Source organism: Staphylococcus arlettae, from assembly GCF_002902345.1.
In the GTDB taxonomy this organism is placed as follows: domain Bacteria; phylum Bacillota; class Bacilli; order Staphylococcales; family Staphylococcaceae; genus Staphylococcus; species Staphylococcus arlettae.
This window is the reverse complement of the sequence record NZ_PPQB01000005.1, coordinates 79,649-92,922: the sequence shown is the minus strand read 5'-3', so window position 1 is coordinate 92,922 and position 13,274 is coordinate 79,649. Positions and strand designations below refer to the sequence as shown.

Here is a 13,274-nt window from a genome sequence, read left to right as displayed (position 1 = left end):
AGGCCTTTTTATTATGTTAGAAATTGGTCAAAACATAATTAGACAATTAGAAAAATATGTAATGATATAATCACCTATCATTACGTTATAACAGTACGACACTTTAATATAAATGTATATAGCATACAATTACTGTGTAAAATAAATCAATACTTAAGTAAAATTAAACTTAAATTAGTAAAGTACGTAAACCATTGTAACAATTATTATCTTCTAAATATAATTCTATTAGTTCATTTAACATATAAAATAATAAGAAATCAAAATTCATTGTGTTTAACACAGCTAAGTTTATATACCTAATTGCTGACAAAGCAAGTAAACATCATTAGTTCACTAGCTTCCAAACATATATTGCTTTAAAATAAACGTATATTCTAATTGGAGGCTAACTAATGTATCAAACAATAATTATAGGCGGTGGCCCTAGTGGCTTAATGGCAGCTGCTGCAGCTAGCCAAAACCATGACAAAGTACTATTAATAGAAAAAAAGAAAGGGTTGGGTCGAAAATTAAAAATTTCTGGTGGTGGCCGTTGTAATGTTACAAATAGACTGCCCTACGAAGAAATAATTAAAAACATTCCCGGCAACGGAAAGTTTTTATATAGTCCCTTTTCAATTTTTGATAATGAATCGATTATCGAATTTTTTGAAAGTCGTGGCGTCAAATTAAAAGAAGAAGATCATGGACGTATGTTCCCAGTATCTAATAAAGCACAAGATGTTGTTGATACACTCGTTAATACATTACATCGCAATAATGTTGAAATTCTAGAGGAAAGTGTTGTTACAGAAATTACAAAAAATGCTAATGATCTATTTACAGTTCAACTTAATGACAACAAATCATTTACGAGTCATACAGTTATTATTGCTACTGGCGGGACAAGCGTACCTCAAACAGGGTCTACAGGCGATGGTTACAAATTTGCCAAAGCATTAGGTCATCAAATTACAACACTGTTCCCAACCGAAGTACCAATAACGTCACCTGAGCCATTTATTAAAAGTAAACAGCTAAAAGGTTTAAGTTTAAAAAATGTAGGCTTAAGCGTGTTAAAAAAGAATGGTAAGCAACGTATTACGCATCAAATGGATATGATTTTTACTCACTTTGGTGTAAGCGGACCAGCAGCATTACGTTGTAGTCAGTTTGTCTATAAAGAACAACAAAATCAAAAGAAAACTGATGTTGCTATGGAACTTGATGTTTTTCCTAATTTGTCAATTAACGCAGTAACAGAAAAAATACAATCACTATTAGCTGATGAACCTGATAAACAGATAAAAAATAGTTTACATGGAATTATAGAAGAACGCTATTTGTTATTTATGTTGGAACAAGCAGAAATTCCATCTGATATTACCGCTCATCACCTTTCCAATAAACAACTGCTGACATTAGCAAATTTATTTAAAGGGTTCACGTTTACCGTAAACGGCACACTACCTATAGATAAAGCCTTTGTGACAGGTGGTGGTGTTTCATTAAAAGAAATACACCCGAAATCTATGATGTCCAAATTGAATTCAGGTTTATTCTTGTGTGGTGAAGTGTTAGATATTCATGGTTATACAGGTGGTTATAATATCACGAGTGCATTAGTTACTGGCCATGTTGCCGGTTCAAATGCTGCCCAATTTAACATATAAATGTAAAAAGCTTTTGACCGTCTTAAAAACGATCAAAAGCTTTTTTAACTTAAATACTATTAATTTCTAGACCATCTGAACCCCAAGCATTCATACCGCCTTCAACATTCACCGCATGAACACCATTTTCTTCTAGATATTGAGTAACTCTTTCACTTCTTGGACCTGCTTTACAAATAATATAATAAGTGTCATGGTCATTGAAATAATTTAAATTCTCTGGAATTTGATTCATTGGAATTGTTTTAGCATTTGGTATAATACCCATTGCCGTTTCTTCATCAGTTCTAACATCAACTATATGAACTGGATTTGAATCAATAATCTTACTCTTTAATTCTTCAATAGTTATAGTTTCCATTATTAAAAACTCCAATCTATATTATTTAGCTACAATATTCACTAATTTTTGAGGAACTGTGATAACTTTTTTAATATCTTTGCCTTCAACTTCAGCTTTAATTTGAGCATTATCAAAAGCAAGAGCTTCCATTTGTTCCTTCGAAGTATCTTTAGGAATATTTAACTTCGCACGTACTTTGCCATTAACTTGAACAACAATTTCAACTTCATCATCGATAAGTAGTGATTCATCAAAATTTGGCCATGGCTGATAAGTAATTGTTTCATTATATCCAAGTTTCGACCATAATTCTTCACCAATATGTGGTGTAATCGGCGCTAACATTTTTACAAACCCTTCAATATAAGGACGATATAATTCATCAGCTTTATAACAATCATTAATGAACACCATTAATTGACTAATTGCTGTATTAAAATTTAATGAGTTGAAGTCTTCCGTAACTTTTTTAACTGTTTGATGATAACTTTTATCTAACGATTTATCATTTGTATCGACAATTTTTGTTGTTAAAGTACCATCTTCGTTAACTAATAAGCGCCAAACACGGTCAAGGAAACGACGAGAACCATCTAAACCATTTTCACTCCAAGCAATTGCAGCATCTAATGGCCCCATAAACATTTCATATAAACGTAATGTATCGGCACCATGACTGTGTACAATATCATCTGGATTAATGACGTTACCTTTAGATTTACTCATTTTTTCGTTACCTTCACCTAAAATCATACCTTGGTTATATAATTTTTGGAAAGGTTCTTTAGTTGGTACGACTCCTAAATCATACAGTACTTTATGCCAAAATCTTGCATATAATAAGTGTAACACTGCATGTTCAACACCGCCAATATATAAATCTACTGGTAACCAATGTTTTAATTTTTCAGGATCTGCTAGCATTTTATCATTATGTGGATCAATATATCGTAAATAATACCAACAGCTACCAGCCCATTGTGGCATAGTATTTGTTTCTCGACGGCCTTTCATACCTGTTTCTGTATCTACAACATTAACAAATTCATCTATATTTGCTAATGGTGATTCACCAGTTCCAGATGGTTTAATTTCATCCGTCTCAGGTAATAATACTGGTAATTCTTCTTCTGGCACTGTTGACATTGAGCCATCTTCCCAATGAATTACTGGAATTGGTTCACCCCAATATCTCTGACGACTGAACAACCAATCTCTCAACTTATAGTTGATTTTTCTTTCGCCAGCTTGTTGTCTTTCTAGTAATTCAATTGCTTTTTCAATTGCCTCTTTATTGTATAAACCATTTAGCTCACCAGAATTCACGTGTGGGCCATCACCTGTGTAGGCTTCTTTTTCAAGATTACCGCCCTCAATTACTTCTTTAATTGGTAAATTAAACGTTTGTGCAAATTCATAGTCACGTTGGTCACCACTTGGTACTGCCATTACAGCACCAGTACCGTAAGTAGACAATACATAATCTGCAATCCACACAGGAATCTGTTCACCTGACAATGGATTAACAGCAAAGGCACCTGTAAATTCACCAGATTTTTCTTTAGATAAACCTGTACGTTCCAAATCAGATTTTTTAGCTGCTTCATTTTGATAAGCTGTTACAGCATCTATTCTATCTTCTGTCGTAATTTTATTAACTAATTCATGTTCTGGACTTAAAACTAAGAAAGATGCTCCAAATGTTGTATCCGGACGTGTAGTAAATACTTCAATAGTGTCATTGAAGCCCTCCACGTCAAAACGAATTGATGCCCCTTCTGAACGACCAATCCAATTACGCTGCATGTCTTTAATTGATTCTGGCCAATCTAAGTCTTCTAAATCTTCTAATAAACGATCAGCATATTCAGTAATTTTCAATACCCATTGCTTCATTGGTCGTCTATAGACTGGATGTCCACCTCTTTCTGATACACCGTCTATAACTTCTTCATTTGATAACACTGTACCTAATGCTGGACACCAATTTACTGCAACTTCATCAACATATGCTAAACCTTTATTGTATAGTTGAATAAATATCCATTGTGTCCATTTGTAATATTCAGGATCAGTGGTATTAATCTCTCTATCCCAATCATAACTGAAGCCTAATTCTTTAATTTGACGTTTAAATGTATCTACATTGTGTTGTGTAAACTCTCTAGGGTTGTTACCTGTATCTAATGCATATTGTTCCGCTGGAAGACCAAAAGCATCCCATCCCATTGGATGCAATACATTGTATCCTTCCATACGTTTGTAGCGAGAAATAATATCAGTTGCAGTATAGCCTTCTGGATGACCAACATGTAAACCTGCTCCTGAAGGGTACGGGAACATATCTAAAGCATAAAATTTCTTTTGACCTAAATTATCACTAGCCTTAAATGTTTTATGCTCTTCCCAATATTGCTGCCACTTTCTTTCAATCTCGTTATGATTGTAATTCACCATGTTTCCTCCTATTCAATAAAAAAACACCTCAAACTATGCTTAATTTTCAAGGGACGACGTTAGCCGCGTTACCACCCTCATTCACTTTCGTGCACTCATTTCATTAAGTAGTTAGAGATGTTATTAATCCATTATTTATTACGTTGGTAAGTTCACTCATCACTTTACACTAGTTCACACCATCCTAGCTCTCTGTAGAAAAGTTAGATAAGTTACTACTCCGATACATTACTAATGATATTTGAAATTGGGTTGATTTTCAAGTGGAAAAATCAACAGTTACTCGCATTATAGAAATAATATTAGTCATTTTTTACATATTTAGCATCCGATTTTCCAAACAGATAGACAAATCCAAGCGCAATAAATAACAATGCCATCATGGCTAAAAACATAATTTGCATATTAAAAGTATCTACAATAACGCCTCCAAAGACTGGCCCTATTGCTTTCCCTATAGTTGATGCTGAATTTACATACCCTTGATAAGCGCCCTCTTTACCTGTCGGAGCTAATTTGTGCGCAATAGCGGGAACTGCAGGCCATACAAACATTTCACCTAGACTTAATATCACCATACCAATCATGAAAATAGAAAATTGCTGTGCAAAACTTGTTACAAAAAAGGAAAGGATAAAAATCGCTATACCGATATACATTTGATATTTTAAATTGCCTTTTAACAATCGTATAATTGGTGAAATTAAAGGTTGAGCAACGAGTATCAAAATACCATTAACTGTCCACAACAAACTATATTGCCCCATTGAAATATTAATTTGTTGCGTAAATGACGCAATAGTACTTTCCCATTGAATATATGCAATCCAGCAAATACTAAACATGGCGCAAATAAGTAGTAAAGATAATAATTGTGGTCGATTTTCTTTTGCAAATAACGTTAGACTGTCATTAGGTTTAACTTTTATTTCAAGGTTAATATTAAAATTAAAAATCGCAACAATAGCAAATAAGATATACATGCATAAGTTTGCAATAAATATATAATTAAAACTCAACTCAGCAACAAATCCGCCTAGTGCAGCTCCCAAAGCTACACCTATGTTTTGCGCTAAATAAATAGCGTTGAAAGTCTGACGTCCACCGTTTGGCCAAACAGCACCAGCCATAGCATAAATTGCTGGAATGATTAGTCCACCTCCGAAACCTAGCAACACTAACCATACAGCGTACCATGGCCAACCATGAAACAGGTTTAATAGAGTTGTGCTAAACAAACAAATAGCTGTGCCTAATAATATAGTTTTATAGCCTCCTAGCTTGTCAAAAAGCGTACCGCCAAGTAAATTACCGGCAACCATACCCATGGAGTTAATCAATAATACCAAACCAGCTACAGTTAAACTTTTGTTTAATTCTTCATTCATATAAATCGTATTTAATGGCCATAAAAAACTTGAGCCTGTTATATTTAATGCCATACCAATAACGAGCCACCACACTGATTTAGGCATATTCATACATAAAGCCCCTCTCTAATTATAAAAATCTACTCATACAGTAAACAATATAACACTAAAATATGTTAAAATCTTTAACTAGAATGATTTTAGAAAGGAAAATGTAAAATGGGTAATTATTTCCCTTATGCCTTTGAAGACAAAAGATATCATACATGGAACTATCATTTAAAAAATAAATTTGGACAAAAGATTTTTAAAATTGCGATAGACGGCGGTTTTGATTGTCCTAACAGAGACGGCACAGTAGCATATGGAGGCTGTACATTTTGTTCAGCAGCAGGCAGTGGTGATTTTGCTGGAAATAGAGTTGATCCAATCGAAGTACAATTTAAAGAGATTAAAGATAAAATGCACGAAAAATGGCATGAAGGTCAATATATTGCATATTTTCAAGCTTTTACCAATACCCATGCACCTGTCGAAGTTTTACGTGAGAAATACGAAACAGCATTAAAAGAAGAAGGTGTCGTTGGTTTATCAATCGGTACTAGACCAGATTGTTTACCTGATGACGTGGTAGAATATTTAGCTGAGCTCAATGAACGAACTTATTTATGGGTTGAACTCGGTTTACAAACTGTACACCAAGAAACATCTGATTTAATAAATCGTGCACACGATATGCAAACATATTATGAAGGTGTTGCAAAATTGAGACGTCATAATATCAATGTATGTACACATATCATAAACGGTTTACCAGGTGAAAATTATAATATGATGATGGAAACAGCCAAAGAAGTTGCACAAATGGATGTTCAAGGAATTAAAATTCACTTACTACATTTATTAAAAGGTACTCCTATGGTTAAGCAATATGAAAAAGGCATGTTGGAATTCATGTCTCAAGAAGATTATACAAATTTAGTTTGTGATCAGTTAGAAATTATTCCTAAAGAGATGATCGTACATCGCATCACTGGAGATGGCCCAATTGATTTAATGGTTGGACCAATGTGGAGCGTAAATAAATGGGAAGTATTAAATGAAATCGACAATGAATTAGCACGTAGAAACTCATACCAAGGTAAATATTTTGAAAAAGTGACACAACCATGAAACTAGAAAGAATATTACCTTTTGCTAAAACATTATTAGAATCGCATGTCACACCTCAAAGCATTGTCATTGATGCAACTTGTGGCAATGGCAATGACACTCTATTTTTAGCTAACTTAGTGCCTCAAGGTCATGTCTATGGCTTTGATATTCAAGAACAAGCACTGGCAGCTACTAGTGCTAAAACAGAAAATTATCATAATGTTACGCTAATAAAGGATAGTCATGCCAATGCGTCAAAACATCTTACATCCAAACATAACGGTACAATTGACGCAGCGATATTTAACTTAGGTTACTTACCAAATGGCGACAAGTCAATAGTGACTAAGCCGTCATCTACAATAGAAGCTATTAATTCAATTTTTAATATGTTAGCCACTGAAGGCATCATAATTTTGGTTATTTATTCTGGTCATGAAGAAGGCGCTGTCGAAAAAGATGCGCTTATGAAATATTTACATGATTTTAATCAACAGCAAGCACATATCTTACAATATCAATTTATAAATCAACAAAATAACCCACCTTTTATATGTGCCATTGAAAAAAGATAATAAAAAGCCTCAGAACATTGTTCTGAGGTTTTTTATTGCTCTAAACATTTAAGATAGATTTTAAACTAGACTGTAAACTAGTTTCTTTAGCTGCAATTTCATCTTTAATGAAGTCTAAAAGAGCTTCCCTTTTCTCTTTTAAATCTTCATTAAAATGAATAATTACTGTACGTTCATCATTTTGTGGACGTTCTTTCAAAATCCACGTTTTTTCAACCAAATCATTATACGTACGTGTACGTTTATATGATTTGATATGAACGAAATCATCCATTTGCTTTAGTGTCATTGAACCTTCTTTCCATAAAGTAAGCAATATTAAGACTTCTTCTTTAGACATCTTATATTCCTTCTTTATACTGTCAAAGATTGCTTCAACATCATTTAAAAGTTGATTTAAGCTTAAGATGCCTTCAACTTTATTTTGAAGCGCCTTTCCCATAATAATAACCCCCAATAAAAATAATAATAAAACATGAAAAAATTAATTTTATTAATTTTGGTAAGTATTCTTTTTGAGAACAACTTTCACTGATTGAATATTACATTTTTTAATAAAATTAATCTTATACACATTTTAAATTCAATCAAAGAAATATGCAATCAAGTAAGCTTTATTTTTGACTGCATTTCTTTTAAAATTTCAGTTGAATCATTAAATAATAATTTTTCATGATCATTTAATGGTGTTTCTATGACGTTTACTGCCCCATTTCTATTTAACAACGTTGGTACACCAATATATACATCATGTTGATTATATTCACCTTCTAAATAACTAGAAGTAGTTAGCACAATATTTTGATTTTTTAAAATGGCTTGAGTAATATGAACCAAGGCTTGAGCAATCCCATAATACGTTGCTCCTTTAGCTTGGATAATCTCATATGCTGCATCTCGTGTATTACAAAATAGTGTGTCTATCAATTGTTTGTCTCGTGAATTATTATTTAATATTTCAAGTATAGGTTGACCTGCAATATGCGCCTGTGACCATACTGCAAGCTCAGAATCTCCGTGTTCACCTATGATATTTGCATCAATGTTAGCTGGGGCAACATCTACATATTTTGAAATCTGATGCTTTAATCTTGCTGTGTCTAACACTGTACCAGAACCAATTACTTGATTTTTCGGTAAGCCAGAGGTCTTATACGCAACATAACTTAAAACATCAACTGGATTTGAAGCTATCAAAAATATCCCATTAAATTGATACTTCATTATTGTAGAAACAATCGACTTTATTATTTTAGCATTTTTTTCTACTAAGTCTAGTCTAGTTTCTCCTGATTTTTGAGCTGCACCTGCTGTAATCACAATAATATCAGCATCTGCACAATCTTTATAATCACCTTTTTTTATATTTACTGTTGTTGAACTATAAGGAGCCGCATGGTTTAAATCTGCAACGTCTCCAGTTACCTTTGTCTCATCTAAATCAATAATCGTTAAGTCATCTGCTATACCTTGTACTACCATAGCAAACGCATAACTAGAACCGACAGCACCATTTCCAACTAATACTACTTTATTTCCATGTTTAACATTCATAACCATCTCTCCTATACAGTAAGATAATGTGATTTTTTTCACATTTAAACTATATCAAATCGATCACAAACTTTCAATATTTTTGTGATTCTTTTCACATATATTAATAAAAAAACGATTTAATCTATATTCAATATAAATTAAACCGCTTTGTCATAACTTTATATTTTAATGTTTACGATACATTATTTTCATCGTTAACGATAAAACCCATAGTACTCGCACTATTGTTTAAAAACGATAAAATATAACGCATGACTTCATCTCTTTCTGGCTCATTATGAATTTCATGATAAAATCCTGGCCAAACTTTATAATATAACTCGTTTGTTTTAACTTTATCTTTCAGCATTTCCGTGACTTTAATATCACTTATTTTATCTTCACTGGCAGACATAACTAGTGTAGGTATAGGATCAATATCTTGCAAATGCTGCACAGTTTCTTTCATTACTTCGACAATCTGTTTATACCAATTATAACTCACTTTACTTAACATCAATTGATCTTCTTTAGTTTCTTGTATAACTTCTTCGTTTCTAGTTAAGTCTTCAATTTCTATACCCATATTAAAGCGAGTATCTTTAACTAATCTTCCAATATTAGAAATTACTTTACCTTTTCTAACTTTATTGTTCTTTTTGAATTCCAATAATGGTGAAATTAACATTAACCCTTCTACAGGTACCTCTACTTTTTCTAATAGATTTAAAACAATTAATCCTCCAAGACCAACGCCTAAAATGTATGTAGGTATTTTATATTCATTAGCAATCCTAATCCAATCTAAAATATGTTCATGATAGACATCAAAACTTTCAATTTGACCTTTATTTGATCTCGCAGTTTGACCTTGACCAGGTAAATCGCCCATTATAACGTGATATCCATTTCGGCGAAGCATAGTGATTAAATAAGCATATCTACCTGTGTGTTCTAACATATTATGTGCAATAACAACTACACCTTTTGCTTCATTCTCTGTTTCCCACTTCCACATGTCAATACTTCCCCTTCTCAATAGAATTCATTATATTAATTGTATCAAATACTGCTATAAAATTTCCATTTTAATGTGTATCATCTTCAACTTTACACCTATAAAATAGAAAAATAACACCAACATTTTTATTGTTACTTAATTTTGTGTATTAAGTAAATAATTTTGTATAAAATCAACTTGTAAACGATTTCTTCCCTAATAAATTCATGATACACTTAAATAGAACTAAATATAATTGTGAGAATGGAGGAATACATATGCCAATCATTAAAAATTTTTTCATTGCTTTATCAAACAACAAGGCCTTAAACAACACTGCTAAAAAACTAGGACCCATGTTTGGTGCTAATAAAGTTGTTGCAGGCAACACCATTCCAGCTTTGGTAGAAACCATTTCCCGACTAAATGAAAAAGGTATCGTCGTGACTGTTGATAACCTCGGAGAATATGTCTCTACTGAAGGAGAGGCAATCATGGCTAAAGACCAAATCTTAGAAGTCATGTATGCCATTAATAATTATAATTTAGATGCACATATGTCTATAAAAATCAGTCAATTAGGAGCTGAATTTGACTTAGATTTAGCTTATCGCAATTTAAGAGAAATTTTGCTAAAAGCTAATGAATTTAAAAATATGCACATAAATATCGATACTGAGAAGTATGATTCTCTACTCGATGTTATTCAAACAGTTGACCGTTTAAAAGGTGAATTTAAAAATTTAGGTACTGTAATTCAAGCATATTTATTTAAAGCAGAAGCTTTAATAGATAAATACCCTGAGCTGCGTTTACGCTTAGTTAAAGGCGCATATAAAGAAAATGAATTCATCGCATATCAAACAAAAGATGAAATTGATCGAAATTATATAAATATTATTGAAAAACGCCTTCTTAATTGTAATCACGTTACATCAATAGCAACGCATGATAATCAAATAATAAATCATGTTAAACAATTTACTAAAGACAATAACATAGATAAAGAACAATTTGAATTTCAAATGCTATATGGTTTTCGTACAGAATTAGCTGAAGAAATCGCTAAACAAGGCTATAATTTCTGTATTTATGTCCCATATGGTGATGATTGGTTTAGTTACTTTATGCGTAGATTAGCTGAACGACCACAAAACTTAGTTTTAGCTTATAAGGAGTTTACTTCTCCTAAAATGCTTAAAAAACTAGGTATTATCGCTGGTGCTACTGTAGCTGTTGGATCGCTATTAAGTATCATCACTAAAAAGGCAAAATAATTTTTGCCACTGATGCTAAAGGTGCTAGAATATTAATATTATTGACTAATTTATTAACGTCAATTTCTATTTTAATACGATAGAAATTGACGTTTTCTTTTACTGTAAGCACTAAGTTATATATTTTGTGACGAAATTTTACGGTAATATTTTAATATAAAAAAGGCGAATCCATTGTCATATGAATTCGTCCTTTTCATTCGAGAATTGGTTGTTGATAACCCAAACTCTTAATAATTTATAAATTATGCATCTATAGATTTTAATAAATTAGCCATTTCAATTGCACTGATAGCCGCTTCAGAACCTTTATTTCCAGCTTTAGTACCGGCTCTTTCTACTGCTTGTTCGATATTATCTGTTGTTAACACACCAAAAATAACTGGCGTATTTGTTACATCATTAGCTCTTGAAATACCTTTTGAAACTTCATTACAGACATAATCATAATGTGATGTTGAGCCTTTAATAACACAACCTAATGTAATAACTGCATCATATTTCTCTTTTTCAGCTAACTTTTTAGCAACTAATGGGATTTCAAACGCACCTGGTACATATGCTACGTCAATATTATCAGCATTTACTTCATGTCTGATTAATGTGTCTTTAGCACCTTCTAATAAACGTCCAGTGATAAAGTCATTAAATCTACTCACTACAATTGCTACATTTAAATCCGTGCCTATTAATTTACCTTCAAAATTCATAATTAAATCCTCCTATATTAAGTGACCCATTTTTTCTTTTTTTGTAACCATATAACTATGGTTGTGTTCGTTTTCTGGTACAATGATTTCTACGCGTCGTGCAATGTTCACGCCATAATCTTCTAAACCAGCAAATTTTGTTGGGTTATTACTCAACAAATTCACATTTTCTATACCAAAATATTTTAAAATTGCTGCCGCATCTTTATATTCTCTTAAATCATCTTCAAAACCTAATGCTCGATTAGCTGTTACAGTATCATAACCTTGTTCAATGAGCTCATAAGCTTTTAATTTATTAATCAATCCAATGCCACGACCTTCTTGCGGTAAATATAAAATCACACCCCCGTGCTCATTAATATATTTCATTGATTCTGCCAACTGTTCACCACAGTCACAACGTTGACTATGAAAAATATCACCAGTCATACAAGAAGAATGAATACGCACATTTTCAGTTTTTCGAGGCTCACCTTTGATGATTGCTACAATTTCATCTCTTGAACTAGCAGTTGTGAAACCTATCATATCAAAATCACCATATTCAGTAGGCATTTGTACTTTAGCACGTGCTTCAATATGTGATTCAGTATGTTTTCGATATTCAACTAAATCTGCTATAGAAATCATTACTAATTGGTGTTGCTCACGAAAGGCTTCTAAAGAATCACCTTTAGCCATAGAACCGTCGTCATTCATTATTTCACAAATTAACGCTGCAGGTTTGGCACCTGTTAATCGTGCTAGATCAACCGATGCTTCTGTATGTCCTGTACGTACCAAAACGCCATCATCTTTCGCAATTAGTGGAAAGAGATGTCCAGGTCTATTAAATGTTGCGGACGTTGTAGATGTAGCAATAAGTGCTCTTGCAGTTAACATTCTTTCGGCTGCGCTAATACCCGTTGTTGTATCGACATGATCGATACTAACTGTAAATTGCGTGCCATAGACATCCGAATTATCAGAAACCATCGGATGTAATTTTAATTTTTCAGCGATATCTGAACTTACAGGCGCACAGATCAATCCTCTTCCATGTTTCGCCATGAAGTTTACTGTGTTATCTTGCATCCATTCAGTTACAGCTACAAGATCACCTTCATTTTCTCTATCTTCATCATCTACTACAATAATACTTTTACCGAGCTTCAGTGCTTCTAATGCTTCTTCAATTCGATTTAATTGCATAG

At 32.6% G+C, this 13,274-nt stretch carries 12 protein-coding genes; 4 read left to right on the top strand and 8 right to left on the bottom strand.

The features are described 5' to 3' along the window. Nucleotides 1–395: 395 nt before the first annotated feature. Complete coding sequence (locus CD036_RS00650; protein ID WP_002510590.1) at nucleotides 396–1,655, top strand: BaiN/RdsA family NAD(P)/FAD-dependent oxidoreductase; 1,260 nt, start codon at nucleotides 396–398, stop codon at nucleotides 1,653–1,655. Nucleotides 1,656–1,704: 49 nt separating this feature from the next. On the opposite strand, the gene CD036_RS00645 is transcribed toward CD036_RS00650, so the two are convergent. The 3 genes from CD036_RS00645 to CD036_RS00635 form a co-directional block, all read right to left on the bottom strand. Beyond that, nucleotides 1,705–2,016 carry a rhodanese-like domain-containing protein gene (locus CD036_RS00645; protein ID WP_002510589.1) on the bottom strand — a complete coding sequence of 104 codons (312 nt, stop codon included), beginning with the start codon at nucleotides 2,014–2,016 and terminating at the stop codon, nucleotides 1,705–1,707. A 21-nt stretch (nucleotides 2,017–2,037) separates the two neighbouring features. Beyond that, the gene (gene leuS / locus CD036_RS00640) at nucleotides 2,038–4,455 is read right to left on the bottom strand and encodes a leucine--tRNA ligase (RefSeq protein ID WP_103387799.1); all 2,418 of its coding nucleotides are present in this window, start codon (nucleotides 4,453–4,455) and stop codon (nucleotides 2,038–2,040) included. Nucleotides 4,456–4,757: 302 nt separating this feature from the next. After that, complete coding sequence (locus CD036_RS00635) at nucleotides 4,758–5,936, bottom strand: MDR family MFS transporter (RefSeq protein ID WP_002510587.1); 1,179 nt, start codon at nucleotides 5,934–5,936, stop codon at nucleotides 4,758–4,760. 108 nt (nucleotides 5,937–6,044) lie between these two features. On the opposite strand from CD036_RS00635, the gene mnmL reads away from it, so the two are divergent. Continuing rightward, the gene (gene mnmL / locus CD036_RS00630) at nucleotides 6,045–6,998 is read left to right on the top strand and encodes a tRNA modification radical SAM protein MnmL/YtqA (protein ID WP_021459814.1); all 954 of its coding nucleotides are present in this window, start codon (nucleotides 6,045–6,047) and stop codon (nucleotides 6,996–6,998) included. Next, nucleotides 6,995–7,555, top strand: coding sequence for a tRNA 5-(aminomethyl)-2-thiouridylate-methyltransferase MnmM (mnmM, locus tag CD036_RS00625; protein WP_103387798.1), 561 nt, complete (start codon nucleotides 6,995–6,997; stop codon nucleotides 7,553–7,555). Before mnmL ends, mnmM begins: the two co-directional genes overlap by 4 nt. 40 nt (nucleotides 7,556–7,595) lie before the next feature. Here mnmM and CD036_RS00620 read toward each other — a convergent pair whose 3' ends face one another. From CD036_RS00620 to CD036_RS00610, 3 genes are all read right to left on the bottom strand, one after another. Continuing rightward, a complete protein-coding gene (locus CD036_RS00620) occupies nucleotides 7,596–7,997 on the bottom strand; it encodes a transcriptional regulator, SarA/Rot family (protein WP_103387797.1) in 402 nt (133 codons plus the stop codon). 161 nt (nucleotides 7,998–8,158) lie between these two features. Beyond that, nucleotides 8,159–9,109, bottom strand: a complete 951-nt coding sequence (locus tag CD036_RS00615) for an L-lactate dehydrogenase (RefSeq protein ID WP_021459816.1) — start codon at nucleotides 9,107–9,109, stop codon at nucleotides 8,159–8,161. Between the two features lie 175 nt (nucleotides 9,110–9,284). Beyond that, nucleotides 9,285–10,109 (bottom strand): alpha/beta fold hydrolase, encoded by an 825-nt coding sequence (locus tag CD036_RS00610; protein ID WP_103387796.1) that lies wholly within the window; start codon nucleotides 10,107–10,109, stop codon nucleotides 9,285–9,287. 260 nt (nucleotides 10,110–10,369) lie between these two features. On the opposite strand from CD036_RS00610, the gene CD036_RS00605 reads away from it, so the two are divergent. Next, nucleotides 10,370–11,368 carry a proline dehydrogenase family protein gene (locus tag CD036_RS00605; RefSeq protein ID WP_103387795.1) on the top strand — a complete coding sequence of 333 codons (999 nt, stop codon included), beginning with the start codon at nucleotides 10,370–10,372 and terminating at the stop codon, nucleotides 11,366–11,368. 245 nt (nucleotides 11,369–11,613) lie between these two features. Here the strand turns inward: CD036_RS00605 and ribH are convergent, their stop codons facing one another. Further along, entirely contained in the window at nucleotides 11,614–12,078 is a 465-nt protein-coding gene (ribH, locus tag CD036_RS00600) for a 6,7-dimethyl-8-ribityllumazine synthase (RefSeq protein WP_002510580.1), read from the bottom strand. Between the two features lie 12 nt (nucleotides 12,079–12,090). Continuing rightward, nucleotides 12,091–13,272: a bifunctional 3,4-dihydroxy-2-butanone-4-phosphate synthase/GTP cyclohydrolase II gene (locus CD036_RS00595; RefSeq protein ID WP_002510579.1), complete on the bottom strand. Its 1,182-nt coding sequence runs from the start codon at nucleotides 13,270–13,272 to the stop codon at nucleotides 12,091–12,093. Nucleotides 13,273–13,274 lie beyond the last annotated feature (2 nt).